This is a genomic window from Comamonas sp. (assembly GCF_036666375.1).
GTDB lineage: Bacteria > Pseudomonadota > Gammaproteobacteria > Burkholderiales > Burkholderiaceae_C > Comamonas.
On sequence record NZ_JAVWWA010000121.1, the window covers coordinates 1 to 15,033 of the forward strand.

Below are 15,033 nucleotides of genomic sequence, written 5' to 3' on the forward strand. Positions count from 1 at the left end.
GCAGGCCGCTGCTGTAGAGCAGCTCGGCGATGGCCGCATCGCGCGCTTCAAGCCACCCATCAGCCTCGTCACTCACATGATTTACCAGCTGCAGCGCATCTTCCACGCCCAAGGCCTTGGGCAGCGGCTTGGGCGCGCGCGGGGCGCGCACGCCGTCGACGGGATTCATGGGCACCAGCCCCTGGCGCGCGGCCCAGACGAAGAAGCCGCGCCAGCCCGAAAGAATCAGTGCGATGCCGCGCGGGCTGCGGCCGCCGCTGTGCATCTGCGCCGCGAAACGGCGGATATGCGGCACCTGCAGCGCCAGCAGCTCGACCTGGGCCGCCAGCGCGAACCCCAGCAGTTTTTGCAGATCGAGCGTGTAGAGCGTCAGCGTGCGCGCGGCCAGGCGCTTTTCGACACGCACATGCTCCAGATAGGCGAGCACCACCGCCGGCAGCGGCGGCGCCGGCTCGGCGGCCTGCTGCGCCGCGCGGCCCATGGTCAGACCGAAGTCAGTGTGCGCGTGACCGGACGCATGCGCGCCAGCGCGGCGCTGGCCTGTTCGGCAATGCGCATCAGGAACTCGGTGCCCATGGTGGCGTCGAAGCGCAGCGGATCGGGCGAGCCCAGCACCAGCATGCCGAACGCCGGCGAAGGCGAGCTCAGCGGGCCGGCGCGCAGCGGCAGCAAGGCCAGCGACTGCACGGAATCGACGCGCGTGAGCCAGCCCACGGGCTCGAAGCCCAGGTTGGGGCCGCAGAACGGCAGGGTCAGCGACGAGGCAAAGGCCTTCACATCGCTGCTCACGCCCATGGTGAACAGCGCGCCCGAAAACGGCGCCGCCACATCCCACACGCGGATCGCGGCTTCGGGCACGTCGAACACCTGGCGCAGGCCTTCGGTGATCGCATGCGGCAGATCGCGTGTCTCGACCACGGCCGCGAGATCGCAGCTCCAGCGGTGGATCTTCTGCGCAATCGTCGCGTTCTCGCTGCTGTTGCGCATCATCTCCATGATGCGCTGCTCCAGGCCCTTGATCTTGTCGCGCAGCATCTCGGCCTGGCGCTCCTGCAGGCTCACCGCGCGGTGGCCATGGACGCTGGTCAGGCGCACGCCCGTGAGCACTTCGGCATGGCGCTCGAAGAAGTCGGGAACCTGGGTCAGGTAGGAGGCGATGCTGTCTTCGCTGGTGGACAAGGCGTGGTCGATGCTGGTGCTGTCGTTCATGGTGCTTCGGGAAGTTCGATCTGTCCGTCAAAAACAAAAGTCGCGGGGCCGGTCATGAAGACGCTGTCGTCCTCGCCGCCCGCCCAGGCAATGGTCAGCAGGCCGCCACGAGTATGCACCTGGACCTGCGTGTCGAGCAGCCCCTGGCGAATGCCTGCAACCACGGCGGCGCAGGCGCCGGTGCCACAAGCGAGCGTTTCGCCCGCGCCGCGCTCGTAGACGCGCAGCCGCACTTCACTGCGGCTCAAGCGCTGCAGGAAGCCGGCGTTGACGCGCTGGGGAAAGCGTGCATGTCGTTCTATCTGCGGGCCCAGTTCCGCGACGGCAGCGGTATCGACATTGTCGACCCACAGCACGGCATGCGGATTGCCCATGGACACCGCAGTGACCCAGGGCCCGTCGCCGTCCAGCGCCAGCGGCCAGGTCTGGGCCTGGCCCGCGGCGCGCGGCTCGAGGCCGGCAGCATCAAAAGGCACGAGTTCCGGGCGCAGTTCGGGGCGGCCCATGTCGACGCGCACGCCGCCATCGGCCGTGAGCTCGGGAGCGATCACGCCCGACAGCGTCTGCACGCGAATGACTTTCTTGTCGGTCAGGCCGCGGTCGTGCACGAAGCGCGCAAAGCAGCGCGCGCCATTGCCGCACTGCTCCACTTCGCCGCCATCGGCGTTGTGGATCACGTACTCGAAATCGATGCCTTCGGCCGGCGCGGGGCGCACGCTGAGGATCTGGTCGGCGCCGACGCCGAAGTGGCGGTCGGCCAGAAAACGGTACTGGGCAGGCGACAGGCCCTGGCGGCCCTGCGTTTCATCGAGCACGACAAAGTCGTTGCCCGCGCCCTGCATCTTGGTGAAGCGGATTTGCATGGTCGCCGATTATCCGCCAGTCGCGCGCCAGCGCGATGACAGGGGGTCGACCAGGGGCTGTGCCCATGCAAGAAAGGCCTGCCGTCCCTTGCGGGACGAGCAGGCCTTGGCGATCGAACGATCAGCCGGCGGTTCTTACATGTTGATCTTGTGAATGCGTGCGCCCTGCAGCGACACACCGGCTTCGAGGCCGGCATTGGTCATCACGAAGCTGGACACCGGTGCCTGGGCGGTGTTGGTGTCGATCACGCCATTGGCGCCGACGCGGCCCACGGCGACGGTCGCGTCCACGCCTGCCGACCAGCCATTGCCGTTGACGAACTTGTCAAGCGCTTCCTGGGTGTTGAAGATGTAGACCACGGCCTTGGACTGGCCGCCGGCCTGCCAGCCGATGGAGGCGGCGGTGGTGCTGTAGTAGCCCAGCGTGCGGCTGCCCGAACGCAGCGCACCGCGGCCATGTTCGGCACCGATCACGAAGCTGCCGCCGACCACGGTGGGGAACACCAGCACGGCCTTGGAACGGGCAACCAGCTCACGCGAGCCGGAGACCGTGGCATAGAGGCGCGACAGGGTTGCATCGACCTGGGCGTCCAGCGAGCCGGTGGTGGCGCGCGGCGAAGCCTGCACGTCGGAGGGGCTGGTGGTGGTGCAGCCGACCATGGCCAAGCCGCCTGCGGCGACGGTTGCAGCAATCAACAAAGAGCGAACGGACTGGGACATCATGGAAATTTCCTCCTGGTGAAAACAGTGCCTGCGGACAACACGATGTGTCGCAAGCGGTTGTGATGGCCGGTTTTGCACCGGCCTGAAGTCATCCTAGAGGTGTTCACGCCATTTGTATCATCGTGCCTGCAGCTCAGCCTCCCGGCCTACACGCACAGCGCAAATAATCCTCCGCCGGCATGCGCGCATGGCCTTCAGGCACCACCCAGCGTTTGTGCAGTTCGCGATTGGCGCGCATGCAACAGTCGCCACGGCCTTCTTGTGGCACAACTGCGAAGATTGCATTTGTCCGGCAATTCCCCATTTGCCGCTCTTCATTTTTCTTTCGAGGACACCCATGAATTTCTGGTCCCATCTGCACCATCCCCGCGCCGCCATGGTGTTGCTGCGCATCACGCTTGCGGTGCTGCTGCTGTTCCACGGCTGGGCGAAGATCACGCACGGCATTGGCGGCATAGAGAAGATGGTGACCGGCCATGGCCTGCCCTCGTGGCTGGCCTATGGCGTCTATCTGGGTGAAGTGGTCGCGCCGCTGCTGCTGCTGATCGGCCTGTGGGTCGTTCCCGCGGCGCTGATCGTCGTCGGCAACATGATCGTCGCGCTGCTGCTGGTGCATACCGGACAATTCCTGTCGATCGGCAATTCGGGCGGCTGGGCCCTCGAACTGCAGGCCTTCTTCATCGTCACAGCCCTGGTGGTGGCGCTTGGCTACTCGAAAGGCAAATAGGCGCAGGCCCCCCCGCTGCGTCCCGCTCTTCTCACTGAATCTCCATGCCCATGACCCGTCCCAGCCAGCTTTTGCGCGACCAGCGCCCCCCTGCAGATCCCCGGCCCGCGGCCACCGTGCTGCTGCTGCGCGACCGCAGCGACGGCGCGGGCTTTGAAGTGCTGATGACGCGGCGCTCGCCCACGGCCAGCTTTCTGCCCGGCGCCTATGTGTTTCCGGGCGGCGGCATCGACGCGCTCGACGCGCAGTCGCATGCCGCGGCCGCGCGCCGCGCCGGGCAAAGCGATGCCCATCTGACCCAGGCGATCGCCGCGATACGCGAAAGCTTCGAGGAGCTGGGCGTGCTGCTCGCGCGCCATGCCGACGGGCGCATGGCCGCCGCCGACGACATCGCGACGTTCGACCGCGCCGCGCCGTTTGTCGCGCAATGCATGGCGCGCGGATTGACGCTGGCCGCCGACGAGCTGCATGCACTCGCGCACTGGACCGCCGACCGCACCCAGCCCAAGCGCTTCGCCACGCAGTTTCTCGTCGCGCGCATGCCCGAAGGCCAGACGCCCGTGGCCGACGAAAGCGAGCAGTTCGAGCCACAGTGGATCACGCCCGCGGCAGCGCTGCAGCGCTTCGCAGAAGGCGCGTTCCCCATCATTTTCCCGACCATCAAGACGCTGGAGAAGCTGGCCGATTTCGGCTCGACCGACGCGGTGTTTGCCGCGCTCGCGCACGAGCAGGTGCTCTGGGCTTGCTGCCCGCGCACCGGACTGATAGGCGGGCAGGAGCGGCGCCACATGGAACACGAGGCGGCCTATGGCGAACTCGCGCTGGTCAGCCCCGACGGCCAGGTCTTCCACCCGCTCGACTGGCAGACCACGCAGGCCGTGGCGCTGCGGCGCAACGTGCTGCGCCTCACCGCGCCCAATGCGGGCGTGATGACCGGGCCCGGCACCAACAGCTATCTGGTCGGTGAGACGGCGACCGGATTCATTGCCATCGACCCCGGTCCCAGCGACCCGGCCCATGTGCGCCGGCTGTTCGACGCCGCGGGCGGCGACATCCGGCATATCGTCTGCACCCACTCCCACGCCGACCATTCGCCCGGCGCCGCGCTGCTGCAGGCGCTGCTGGCCGATGCCGGCCGCCCGGCCGCGGCGATTCGCGGACTGCCTTCTGCGCCGACCGCGCGCCCCGCAAGCCACTTCACGCCCGATCAGGCGCTGAGCGACGGCGAACGCCTGGTGCTCAGCGGCACGGGCGCGCAAGGCCCGGTCAGCCATACGCTGCAGGCGGTCTTCACGCCCGGCCACGCGGCCAACCATGTCTGTTTCCTGCTCGAGGAAGATGCGCTGCTGTTCAGCGGCGATCACATCCTCAACGGCAGCACCACGGTGATCGATCCGCCCGACGGCAACATGGCCGACTACCTCGATTCGCTGGCGCGGCTGGACACGCTGTGCGCACTGCAGGGCGTGGAATTCATCCTGCCCGCGCATGGCTATGTGCTGGGCGATGCGCGCGGCGTGATCGCCAGGCTGCAGTCCCACAGGCTCGCGCGCGAAGCCAAGGTGCTGCGCGCCATGCAGGCCGCGCCCGACGGCACGCCCCAGGACTGGGTGCGGCTGGCCTATGACGATGCCCCCCCGGCGCTGTGGCCGATTGCAGAAAGATCCCTTTTGGCCCATGTGGAACGCATTCGTGCCTTAGGCTTGCGACATGTCTCAAACTGAATCCGTCCGCCTGTCCAAGCGACTCGCGGAACAACAAAGCTGCTCGCGCCGCGAAGCCGAGCTGTATATCGAAGCCGGCCATGTGCAGGTAGACGGCCAGGTCGTGCTGGTTCCCGGCACCCATATCGGCCCCGACCAGCAGATCCGGCTCGCGCCCGGCGCCAAGGCCGAAGCCATTCCACCCGTCACGCTGCTGCTGCACAAGCCCGCGGGCTATACCCAGGGCGAAGCCTACGGCCGCGTGCCCAGCGCGCGCAGCCTGCTGACCGAGAAGAACCTCGCCGAATACGACGCACCCGCGCCGGTGCGCGTGCTCGCCCGCCACTTCGACGACCAGCTCGCGTTCCTGCCCATTCCGGTGCCGGGCAGCGGCCTGGTGATCTACACCCAGGACCCGCGCATCGCGCGCAAGCTGCAGGAAGACGCCTATGCGCTCGAGCAGGAAGTCGTGGTCGGGGTCAAGGGCCAGATCGACGAAGGCGGACTGCAGCGCCTGTGCCACGGCCTGATCGCCGACCGCCAGCCGCTGCCGCCGGCCAAGGTCAGCTGGCAGAACGAAACCCATCTGCGCTTTGCGATCAAGGGCTTCTGGCCCGACAAGATCGACGACATGTGCGCCCAAGTGGGCCTGCAGGTGGTCAGCATGCGCCGCCTGCGCGTGGGCCGGGTCTCGATGGCCAAGCTGCCCGAAGGCCAGTGGCGCTATCTGCTGCCTTGGGAAAAGTTCTGAGCCTCTCGAAGAACCGTTCGTCCTGAGCCAGTCGAAGGATGAACGGCCTGCGCTCAGGTCATGGGGATGGGCCGGTCATGGTGCTACGGGGGCGCCTGGCCAGGCTCACGACGAACCGGACAGGCGCAGGCTCGCCATGAACCGTTGAGCCGGCCCCCCACAAAAAGAAAAAGCGCCTGACCGAAAGCCAGGCGCTTTTTGCATGAAAAGTGTGAAGTCCACCGATAAGCCGGATTCTGTGCACCGCCGGCTCTCTTGCGAAAACCGGCTGCGTGACCGCCATTACTCTTGGCTGGTGGTCGCCCAACCAGCTCGATGCTACCTACCCGCACACTCCGGGGGCCCCGTCAACGTGTGCCTACTTGGTATTGCTGCGCGTAGAGATTGCCCGTTTCACCCGCACTAAAGCGGCTCGTCTCTGTTGCTCTGATCCTCACCTCACGGTGGACAGCCGTTAGCTGCTACGCTGCCCTATGCAGTCCGGACGTTCCTCCAGTGCGGCCTTTCGGCACTAGCACCAGCGGCGGTCTGGTGAACTTCACGCCGCGATTATCGCCCAGTCGCAATGCCCTGCGACCAAGGCATAAGAATATGCCCAGAACGCAGATCAACTGCGCCAGAATGTGCGATCTACACAAGCCATCGCCAAGGAGATGCCATGAAAGTCGACAGCATTCTGCAAACCATCGGTAACACCCCCCATGTGCGCGTGAACCGCCTGTTTGGCGCGGCCGCACAGGTGTGGATCAAGTCCGAGCGCAGCAATCCCGGTGGCTCGATCAAGGACCGCATCGCGCTGGCGATGATCGAGGACGCGGAGAAATCCGGCCGCCTGCAGCCCGGCGGCACCATCATCGAGCCCACCAGCGGCAACACCGGCGTGGGCCTGGCCCTGGTCGCGGCCGTCAAGGGCTACAAGCTGATCCTGGTGATGCCCGACAGCATGTCCATCGAGCGCCGCCGCCTGATGCTCGCCTATGGCGCGAGCTTCGATCTCACGCCCAAGGAAAAGGGCATGAAGGGCGCGATTGCCCGCGCCGAGGAACTTGCCGCGCAGACGCCCGGCTCGTGGATTCCCCAGCAATTCGAAAACCCGGCCAATGTCGAAGTGCACGAGCGCACGACGGCGCAGGAAATCATCGCCGACTTCCCCGACGGCCTCGACGTGCTGATCACGGGCGTGGGCACGGGCGGCCACCTCACGGGTGTCGCGCGCCAGCTCAAGGCCAAGTTCCCGAATCTCAAGGTGTATGCGGTCGAGCCCGCGGCCTCGCCCGTGATCTCGGGCGGCGCCCCCGCGCCCCACCCCATCCAGGGCATTGGCGCGGGCTTCATTCCCAAGAACCTCGACACCAGCCTGCTCGACGGCGTGATCCAGGTCGAAGCCGAACCCGCGCGCGAATACGCGCGCCGCGCGGCGCGCGAGGAAGGCACGCTGGTCGGCATCTCGTCGGGCGCGACGCTGGCGGCCATCGCCCAGAAGCTGCCCGAGCTGCCTGCCGGCAGCCGTGTGCTGGGCTTCTCCTATGACACCGGCGAACGCTATCTGTCGGTCGAAGGCTTCCTGCCCACCTGATCTCCGGTCCGGGCATCGCCACCACGACACCGCTTCGGCGGTGTTTTTTATTTCGCTGTGACCAACACCTGCGCTGCGCAGGGAATAACCGAGCAGCGCGCCAAGAAGCAGTCCCACGGCCTAACATCTGAGGTCAACAAAGGGACTGAACTTGTACGGATTCTTCGAAAAACGCATTCCCCCCTACCCAGCAACCGAACCCGCGGCTTTGCCGCGCGGTTTCCTGGCTTTCGTCTGGGCCTGCACCCAGGGCCTGCGCGGCTATGTGCTTGGCATGGCGCTGCTCGCGGCGGTGACGGCGGCCTACGAAGCCTGGCTGTTTGCCGTCATGGGCCGCGTCGTCGACTGGCTCACGCGCGTCGAGCCCGCCAATCTGCTGGCCGAACAAGGCGACGCGCTGTGGGGCCTGGTGGCGATCATGGTGCTGAGCATAGGCCTGATCGCCCTGCAGACCATGGTCAAGCACCAGGTGCTGGCCATCAACTTCCCGCTGCGCCTGCGCTGGAACTTCCACCGGCTGATGCTGGGCCAGAGCATGGCGTTCTACGCCGACGAGTTCGCCGGACGCATCACCACCAAGATCATGCAGACCGCGCTGGCGGTGCGCGACATGATCTTCACCACCACCGACATCGTCGTCGGCATGACGGTCTATCTCGTGACCATGATGGTGCTGGCCGCGGGCTTCGACACCTGGCTGCTAGTGCCGCTGCTGCTGTGGACCGCAGCCTACATTGCCGCCTGCTGCTATTTCGTGCCGCGCCTGGGCGCCGTGGGCAAGGCCCAGGCCGACGCGCGTTCGCAGATGACCGGCCGCATCACCGACGCCTATACCAACATCGCCACCGTCAAGCTGTTTGCGCACACCCGCCGCGAAGCCGAGTTCGCACGCTCGGCAATGGAGGCCTTCCGCCTCACGGGCAATGCGCAGATGCGGCTGGTGAGCCAGTTTGAAATCGTCAACCATGTGCTGATCGTGCTGCTGATCCTGGGCAGCAGCGGCCTGGCGCTGTGGCTGTGGATGCAGGGCCAGGTGGGCGCGGGCGCGGTCGCGGCCGTCACCGCCATGGCGCTGCGCATCTCGGGCCATGCGCGCTGGGTGATGTGGGAGATGACCAGCCTGTTTGAAAGCGTGGGCACCATCCAGGACGGCATCAACACGCTGACCCACCCGCCCACGGTGCTCGATGCGCCCCAGGCGCGGCCGCTGCAGGTGGCGCGCGGCGAAGTGGTGTTTGACGACGTGTCGTTCGGCTACCGCGACGGCAAGGCGGTGATGGAGCACCTGAACCTCACGATACGCCCCGGCGAACGCATAGGCCTGATCGGCCGCTCGGGCGCGGGCAAGTCGACCCTGGTCAACCTGCTGCTGCGCTTTCACGACCTGCGCTCGGGCCGCATCCTGATCGACGGCCAGGACATCTCCCAGGTCACGCAGGACAGCCTGCGCCAGGCCATCGGCATGGTCACGCAGGACACCTCGCTGCTGCACCGCTCGATGCGCGACAACATCCTCTACGGCCGGCCCGACGCCAGCGAAGCCGATCTGCAGGCCGCGATCGCGCGCGCCGAAGCCGCCGACTTCATTGCCCAGCTCAACGACCGCCATGGCCACCAGGGCCTGGACGCGCAGGTGGGCGAGCGCGGCGTCAAGCTCTCGGGCGGCCAGCGCCAGCGCGTGGCGATTGCGCGCGTGATGCTCAAGAACGCGCCCATCCTGCTGCTCGACGAAGCGACCAGCGCGCTCGACTCCGAAGTCGAGGCCGCGATCCAGGAAAGCCTCTACAAGGTCATGGAAGGCAAGACCGTGATCGCCATTGCCCACCGGCTGTCGACGATTGCCGCGATGGACCGGCTGATCGTCATGGACAAGGGCCGCATCGTGGAAGAAGGCACGCACCAGCAGCTGCTGCAGCTCGGCGGCGTCTACGCGCGGCTGTGGGCCCACCAGAGCGGTGGCTTCCTGGGCGAGCCCATGGACGGCCCTCTGTAAATGCCGCGCCCTGCGTCATGGAAGATTCCCCACCGACTCCAGGCGATGGAAATGGGCATCGGGGTCGGCGCCATACGGCGCGCGCCCCTGATAGCCTTCGGATCCATGGCCGGGAGCCATGGACATTGCCCCGCCCGAGCCGCCCTCGCGCGCGGGCGCGGGCAGCGTGCAGGCAAGCAAGCTGAAAGCGGCGACCAGCACCGCCGCGACGATTCCCAAGTGATTGCGCGTCATATATGCCTTTCTGGGTCCGGCTGAACCGGCCTTTCCAGCATGCGCGTCTGTTGGTTCGCGGGAATACCGCAGCCCCTGTAATTCACGTAAATTCCAGGAACGAAGACCTGGAAGGCGTGCAAACAATGTAAATTTTTGCTGCCGACATCCTAATCCTGCCGTCAGCGAGGGTCGGCGCGGCCGCGGGTGCGGCAATTGACGCATTTGCCTTACCATCGCCGGCTTGCTTGATAGACCCGAGCCATGATACGTATTGCAGAACTCAAACTCCCACTGTCGGCGATCACTTTCGATCCCGAGAACCACACTGAATTCCATCCCGAGGCCAGGCTGCGCACGCTTGCGGCGCAGCTGCTGGGCATTGCGCCCGCCGAACTCGGCGCGCTGCAGGTGTTCAAGCGCAGCTTCGACGCGCGCAAGGCCGATCTGCAGGCGGTCTATATCGTCGATCTCGAGCTCGCCGATCCCGCGCAGGAAGCCGCGCTGCTCGCGCAGTTCGAGTCACACCCGCATGTGAATCCCACGCCCGACATGGCCTGGAAGCCCGTGGGCCAGGCGCCGGCCGAACTGGCGCAGCGCCCGGTCGTCGTCGGCTTCGGCCCCTGCGGCATCTTCGCGGCGCTGGCGCTGGCGCAGATGGGTTTCAGGCCCATCGTGCTCGAACGCGGCAAGGAAGTGCGCGAACGCACGCAGGACACCTGGGGTCTGTGGCGCAAGCGCACGCTCACTCCCGAGTCGAACGTGCAGTTCGGCGAAGGCGGCGCGGGCACGTTTTCCGACGGCAAGCTCTACAGCCAGATCAAGGACCCGCGCCACCTGGGCCGCAAGGTCATGCAGGAGTTTGTCGATGCCGGCGCCCCGCCCGAAATCCTCTACGCGGCCCACCCGCACATAGGCACCTTCAAGCTGGTCAAGGTGGTCGAGAACATCCGCGCGCAAATCATTGCCCTGGGCGGTGAAGTGCGCTTCGGCCAGCGCGTCGAGGACCTGCTGTTCGACAACGAGGACGGCCATGAAGACGCCGACATGCGCCGCCAGCGCCGCGTGCGCGGCCTGGTGGTGCGCGACCTGGCCACTGACACCTGCAGCGAACTCGCGGCCTCGCAGGTCGTGATCGCGCTGGGCCACAGCGCGCGCGACACCTTTGCCCGGCTCTATGAGCGCGGCGTGAGCATGGAAGCCAAGCCGTTCTCCATAGGCTTTCGCATCGAGCACCCGCAAAGCGTGATCGACCGCGCGCGCTGGGGCCGGCATGCGGGCCACCCGCTGCTGGGCGCGGCCGACTACAAGCTGGTGCACCACGCGGCCAACGGCCGCGCGGTCTACAGCTTCTGCATGTGCCCCGGCGGCACCGTGGTTGCCGCGACCAGCGAGCCCGAACGCGTGGTGACCAACGGCATGAGCCAGTACTCGCGCAACGAGCGCAATGCCAACGCGGGCATGGTCGTGGCCATCGATCCGCCCGACTATCCGCGCAGCGCCGAGGCCTTTGCCGCGGCGTTCGACGGCCAGACCTATGGCGTGGAAAACCTCGCCGAAGGCGAGTTCCACCCGCTGTCGGGCATCGTCCTCCAGCGCCAGCTCGAGTCGCGCGCCTATGTGCTGGGCGGCAGCAACTACAACGCCCCGGCCCAGCGCGTGGAAGACTTCCTCGCCGGCCAGCCGTCGACGGCGCTGGGCGAAGTCGAGCCTTCGTACAAGCCCGGCGTGAGCCTGATCGATCTGCAGGCGGCGCTGCCCGCCTATGCGATTGAAGCCATGCGCGAAGCCCTGCCCGCGTTCGGCAAGAAGATCCGCGGCTACGACATGGCCGACGCACTGCTCACGGGCGTGGAAACGCGCACTTCGTCGCCGCTGAAGATGGGCCGCGACGACAGCTACCAGAGCCTCAACACGCGCGGCCTGTACCCGGCAGGCGAAGGCGCAAGCTATGCGGGCGGCATCCTGTCGGCCGGCGTCGACGGCATACGCGTTGCCGAGGCCGTGGCGCGGCAGATCCTGGGCCTGCCCGTACCCGCCAGCCGCCGCTGAAATGTCGGCGGCCATGACTTTCGCCGTGCCCACGCGGCGCGCGCTGGCCCAGGGCGCGCTGGCCATGGCGGCCGTGGTGCTGGCCTCCAACATCCTGGTGCAGTACGCGATCAACGACTGGCTGACCTGGGGAGCGATCACCTACCCGTTTGCCTTCCTGGTCAGCGAACTCGCCAACCGCGCCCATGGCCCGGCGCATGCGCGGCGCATTGCCTATGTGGGCTTTGCGGTCGCGGTCGCCGCCTCGCTGCTGCTGGCACCGGCGCGCATTGCGGCGGCCTCGGGCCTGGCGTTTGCGTGTTCGCAGCTGCTCGACATCCATGTCTTTGACCGCCTGCGCCAAGGGCGCTGGTGGCGCGCGCCGCTGGTGGCGACGCTGCTGGCCGCCGTGCTCGACACCGCCGTGTTCTGGAGCATTGCGTTCGCAGGCGAAGACCTGCCCTGGGTCACCTGGGCGATTGGCGATCTGGGCGTGAAGCTGGCAATGGGAGTGTCGCTGCTGCTGCCGTTCCGGCTGTGGATAGGGCGCAGGGCCGCGCGTCGACAGGCTCAGGGCAAGCACTGAAGAAAAAAGCCCGCGTCGTGCAACGCGGGCTTCGATCTGTCGCCTGGGGCCTGAGACCCCATCACTCAACCGCGCTGCAGCGCGGCAATGCGCTCTTCCATCGGTGGATGGGTGGAGAACAGCTTGCCGATATTGCCCGTGATGCCCATCGCGGCCACGCTCTTGGGCAGCTCGCCGGGGTGCATTCCGCCCAGACGGGCCAGGGCGTTGATCATGGGCTGCTTGCGGCCCATCAGCTGGGCGGCGCCGGCGTCGGCGCGGAACTCGCGCTGGCGGCTGAACCAGGCAACGATCATCGCGGCGACAAAGCCCAGCAGGATGTCCATCACGATGGTGGTCACGTAGTAACCGATACCCGGGCCCGAGCTTTCGGAATCGTTCTTGCGCAGAAAGCTGTCGACCGCATAGCCGACCACGCGCGACAGGAACACGACAAAAGTGTTCATCACGCCCTGGATCAGCGTCATCGTGACCATGTCGCCATTGGCGATGTGGGCGACTTCGTGGCCGATCACGGCCTCGACTTCCTCGCGCGTCATGCCCGACAGCAGGCCCGTGGACACCGCGACCAGCGCCGAGTTCTTGAACGCGCCGGTCGCAAACGCATTGGGCTCGCCTTCGTAGATGCCGACTTCGGGCATGCCGATTCCGGCCTTGTCGGCAAAGCCGCGCACGGTGTTGACGATCCAGGCTTCATCGGCATTGCGCGGCTCGTTGATCACGTGCACGCCCGAAGTCCACTTGGCCATGGGCTTGCTGATCAGCAGCGAGATGATCGCGCCGCCAAAGCCCATGATGAAGGCAAAGCCCAGCAGCGCGGTAAGGTTCAGTCCGTTGGCTGTGAGAAAGCGGTTGACGCCCAGCAGGCTGGCGACGATGCCCAGCACCGCCACGACGGCAATGTTGGTCAATAGAAAAAGGGCAATTCGTTTCATCGGGATTAATTCTCCATAAGGAGGGAAAGCGGCGCGTTCGCCACATCACCCCATCTGGGGGCGTGGGACGCAGGGTTCAAGTCGCGCGGCGCGTCGTCTGTCTGTTGTATGGGCTTATCAGGCCGGGCGCTGCGAAACACAAAAGGATCATCATAAAAGCAAACCTCCTTGTTGCCCTCCCACCAGCCGGGCACGCCCAGCACCGGCAAAGGACTAAACGGCTTTTGCGCCAGCCATTCGGCCGTGCACCGGCCAGCCAGCGCCGCATCAACGTCCGCTGCACCTATCCCGGGCGCGAGGCACAGCACATGGGCCGTGATCGACTTGCGCGGCTGCACCAGCTTTTCCAGCAGCGCATGGCCCAGCGGCAGCAGCCGCGCCTGCTGCCACAGATCGCGCCCATGCACGCCCAGCTGCAGCCAGTCGCGCGCACGCAAGGCCTGTTGCAGCGCGGGCGGCGCCAGCAGCAGCGCGCCGTTCTCGTCCAGCAGCGTGGCGGCGTCGCGCACCGGCCCGCGCCGCGCGCCCACGCCCGCCTGGACAATCTGCTGCGCCTGCAGGGCATTGAGCTGGCGCTTGAGCCGCGGGTAATGCAGCCAGACCATGGCATTGAAGAAATCGTGCAGGTTGCAGCGCGTGGGCACGGCGTGCTCGCGGTGAATGAAGGCTTCGTAGGCCATGCCCGGCGGCAACTGCTCCTGCGGCACGAAGCGCCAGCCCGCGAGTTCAGCGAGCCGGCCCTGCGCCTGCAGCGCCGCCAGACCCGCATTGACCGCGTCGGGCACGCTCGCGCCGTCGGCAATGCGCTGCCAGATGGGCTGGGCAACGGCGCGCAGGCCTTGCAGCCAGGGCGCGGCCCAGTCGAGCGCCTGCCAGTCGCTATGGGCGGACAAGGGGTTCACAGCACCCGCGCCTGGCGCTTGTCGCGCACCGCGACGCGCGAAGTGCCTTCATCGCGCATCTCGAACGCCTGGGTCGCGGCCAGCAGCTTGGTCAGCGAGGCATAGCCGTAGTTGCGCGCGTCAAACGAAGCCTTGTTGCCGATCTGCGTGCCCACGGCGCCGACGCGCGCCCAGCCCTGCTCGTCCTGCGTGGCATTGACGGCGTCGCGCAGCAGTGCCAGCAGCTGGCGGTCCTGGCGCAGCTGCTGCGAAGGCACGCGCAGCGTGGCCGGGCGCACGGGCGGCGCGGCCTCGCGCTCGCCCGGCACGATCAGCGGAGGAATGGCCGGCACCACCGCGGGCGCAGCCACCTCCGCAGGCTCCTCGCCCGAACCATGTTCTATCGGGCCCTGGCCCAGCGCTTCAAGATAGAGAAAGCGCGAACAGGCATTGACGAAAGGCAGCGGCGTCTGCTGCGCGCCAAAGCCATAGACCGCCGCGCCCTTGGCGCGCAGGTGCATGACCAGCGGCGTGAAGTCGGCGTCCGACGACACGATGCCGAATGCGTCGGGCCGCTCGGTGTAGAGCAGCTCCATGGCATCGACGGTCATTGCCATGTCGGTGGCATTCTTGCGCTTGGAATAGTCGAACTGCTGCATGGGCCGCAGCGCGAACTCGAGCAGCCGCGACTGCCAGCCCTGCAGACCGGCCTTGGTCCAGTTGCCATAGGCGCGGCGGATGTTGATCACGCCCAGCGTCGACAGCTCGGTGAGGATTTCATCGAGCTTCTCGGCGGGCGCATTGTCGGCGTCGATCAGCAGCGCAATGCGCAGGGGGGACTC

Annotated in this window: 15 protein-coding genes and 1 other RNA gene; 7 read left to right on the top strand and 9 right to left on the bottom strand. The window is 66.9% G+C overall.

The genetic code is table 11. The features are described 5' to 3' along the window. The 4 genes from RR928_RS21400 to RR928_RS21415 all read right to left on the bottom strand — a co-directional run. A partial coding sequence (locus tag RR928_RS21400; protein WP_332684172.1) for a site-specific integrase occupies positions 1-481 on the bottom strand: 481 nt, incomplete at its 3' end. Positions 482-483: 2 nt separating this feature from the next. Further along, positions 484-1,209 (bottom strand): DUF484 family protein, encoded by a 726-nt coding sequence (locus RR928_RS21405; RefSeq protein ID WP_332539598.1) that lies wholly within the window; start codon positions 1,207-1,209, stop codon positions 484-486. Beyond that, positions 1,206-2,072, bottom strand: coding sequence for a diaminopimelate epimerase (gene dapF / locus RR928_RS21410; RefSeq protein WP_332539597.1), 867 nt, complete (start codon positions 2,070-2,072; stop codon positions 1,206-1,208). Before dapF ends, RR928_RS21405 begins: the two co-directional genes overlap by 4 nt. Positions 2,073-2,207: 135 nt before the next feature. Beyond that, entirely contained in the window at positions 2,208-2,795 is a 588-nt protein-coding gene (locus tag RR928_RS21415) for a BPSL1445 family SYLF domain-containing lipoprotein (RefSeq protein WP_332539596.1), read from the bottom strand. 337 nt (positions 2,796-3,132) lie between these two features. On the opposite strand from RR928_RS21415, the gene RR928_RS21420 reads away from it, so the two are divergent. From RR928_RS21420 to RR928_RS21430, 3 genes are read left to right on the top strand one after another with little or no spacing between them, the layout of a single operon-like run. Continuing rightward, positions 3,133-3,522 carry a DoxX family protein gene (locus tag RR928_RS21420; RefSeq protein WP_332539595.1) on the top strand — a complete coding sequence of 130 codons (390 nt, stop codon included), beginning with the start codon at positions 3,133-3,135 and terminating at the stop codon, positions 3,520-3,522. A gap of 50 nt (positions 3,523-3,572) precedes the next feature. Next, positions 3,573-5,246 (top strand): MBL fold metallo-hydrolase, encoded by a 1,674-nt coding sequence (locus RR928_RS21425; protein WP_332539601.1) that lies wholly within the window; start codon positions 3,573-3,575, stop codon positions 5,244-5,246. Further along, positions 5,233-5,976, top strand: coding sequence for an RNA pseudouridine synthase (locus RR928_RS21430; protein WP_332539594.1), 744 nt, complete (start codon positions 5,233-5,235; stop codon positions 5,974-5,976). Before RR928_RS21425 ends, RR928_RS21430 begins: the two co-directional genes overlap by 14 nt. 209 nt (positions 5,977-6,185) lie before the next feature. On the opposite strand, the gene rnpB is transcribed toward RR928_RS21430, so the two are convergent. Then, an RNA gene (gene rnpB / locus RR928_RS21435) (RNase P RNA component class A) lies at positions 6,186-6,516 on the bottom strand. A gap of 118 nt (positions 6,517-6,634) precedes the next feature. On the opposite strand from rnpB, the gene cysK reads away from it, so the two are divergent. Together cysK and RR928_RS21445 are read left to right on the top strand one after the other, a co-directional pair. Further along, positions 6,635-7,552, top strand: coding sequence for a cysteine synthase A (cysK, locus tag RR928_RS21440; protein WP_332539593.1), 918 nt, complete (start codon positions 6,635-6,637; stop codon positions 7,550-7,552). Positions 7,553-7,703: 151 nt separating this feature from the next. Continuing rightward, the gene (locus RR928_RS21445; RefSeq protein ID WP_332539592.1) at positions 7,704-9,545 is read left to right on the top strand and encodes an ABC transporter ATP-binding protein; all 1,842 of its coding nucleotides are present in this window, start codon (positions 7,704-7,706) and stop codon (positions 9,543-9,545) included. A gap of 15 nt (positions 9,546-9,560) precedes the next feature. Here RR928_RS21445 and RR928_RS21450 read toward each other — a convergent pair whose 3' ends face one another. Continuing rightward, positions 9,561-9,779 (bottom strand): hypothetical protein, encoded by a 219-nt coding sequence (locus RR928_RS21450; protein ID WP_332539591.1) that lies wholly within the window; start codon positions 9,777-9,779, stop codon positions 9,561-9,563. Between the two features lie 243 nt (positions 9,780-10,022). On the opposite strand from RR928_RS21450, the gene RR928_RS21455 reads away from it, so the two are divergent. Both RR928_RS21455 and RR928_RS21460 read left to right on the top strand, forming a co-directional pair. Further along, on the top strand, positions 10,023-11,810 hold the full coding sequence (locus RR928_RS21455; RefSeq protein ID WP_332684176.1) for an NAD(P)/FAD-dependent oxidoreductase: 1,788 nt from the start codon (positions 10,023-10,025) through the stop codon (positions 11,808-11,810). Between the two features lies 1 nt (position 11,811). Beyond that, complete coding sequence (locus tag RR928_RS21460; RefSeq protein ID WP_442881650.1) at positions 11,812-12,375, top strand: VUT family protein; 564 nt, start codon at positions 11,812-11,814, stop codon at positions 12,373-12,375. Positions 12,376-12,440: 65 nt separating this feature from the next. On the opposite strand, the gene htpX is transcribed toward RR928_RS21460, so the two are convergent. Genes htpX through RR928_RS21475 form a run of 3 tightly spaced genes read right to left on the bottom strand, consistent with a single transcriptional unit; the run spans position 12,441 to position 15,024 of the window. Continuing rightward, positions 12,441-13,310, bottom strand: coding sequence for a protease HtpX (gene htpX, locus RR928_RS21465; RefSeq protein ID WP_332539586.1), 870 nt, complete (start codon positions 13,308-13,310; stop codon positions 12,441-12,443). 5 nt (positions 13,311-13,315) lie between these two features. After that, on the bottom strand, positions 13,316-14,212 hold the full coding sequence (locus RR928_RS21470) for a DUF3025 domain-containing protein (RefSeq protein ID WP_442881541.1): 897 nt from the start codon (positions 14,210-14,212) through the stop codon (positions 13,316-13,318). Further along, entirely contained in the window at positions 14,209-15,024 is an 816-nt protein-coding gene (locus tag RR928_RS21475; RefSeq protein ID WP_332684179.1) for an NYN domain-containing protein, read from the bottom strand. Before RR928_RS21475 ends, RR928_RS21470 begins: the two co-directional genes overlap by 4 nt. Positions 15,025-15,033: the final 9 nt, after the last annotated feature.

Coding starts and splice junctions, on each gene's coding strand:
- RR928_RS21420 (WP_332539595.1), top strand. CDS start 3,133: ATGAATTTCTGGTCCCATCTGCACCATCCCCGCGCCGCCATGGTGTTG.
- RR928_RS21405 (WP_332539598.1), bottom strand. CDS start 1,209: ATGAACGACAGCACCAGCATCGACCACGCCTTGTCCACCAGCGAAGAC.
- RR928_RS21430 (WP_332539594.1), top strand. CDS start 5,233: ATGTCTCAAACTGAATCCGTCCGCCTGTCCAAGCGACTCGCGGAACAA.
- htpX (WP_332539586.1), bottom strand. CDS start 13,310: ATGAAACGAATTGCCCTTTTTCTATTGACCAACATTGCCGTCGTGGCG.
- RR928_RS21455 (WP_332684176.1), top strand. CDS start 10,023: ATGATACGTATTGCAGAACTCAAACTCCCACTGTCGGCGATCACTTTC.
- RR928_RS21460 (WP_442881650.1), top strand. CDS start 11,812: ATGTCGGCGGCCATGACTTTCGCCGTGCCCACGCGGCGCGCGCTGGCC.
- RR928_RS21425 (WP_332539601.1), top strand. CDS start 3,573: ATGACCCGTCCCAGCCAGCTTTTGCGCGACCAGCGCCCCCCTGCAGAT.
- cysK (WP_332539593.1), top strand. CDS start 6,635: ATGAAAGTCGACAGCATTCTGCAAACCATCGGTAACACCCCCCATGTG.
- RR928_RS21450 (WP_332539591.1), bottom strand. CDS start 9,779: ATGACGCGCAATCACTTGGGAATCGTCGCGGCGGTGCTGGTCGCCGCT.
- dapF (WP_332539597.1), bottom strand. CDS start 2,072: ATGCAAATCCGCTTCACCAAGATGCAGGGCGCGGGCAACGACTTTGTC.
- RR928_RS21415 (WP_332539596.1), bottom strand. CDS start 2,795: ATGATGTCCCAGTCCGTTCGCTCTTTGTTGATTGCTGCAACCGTCGCC.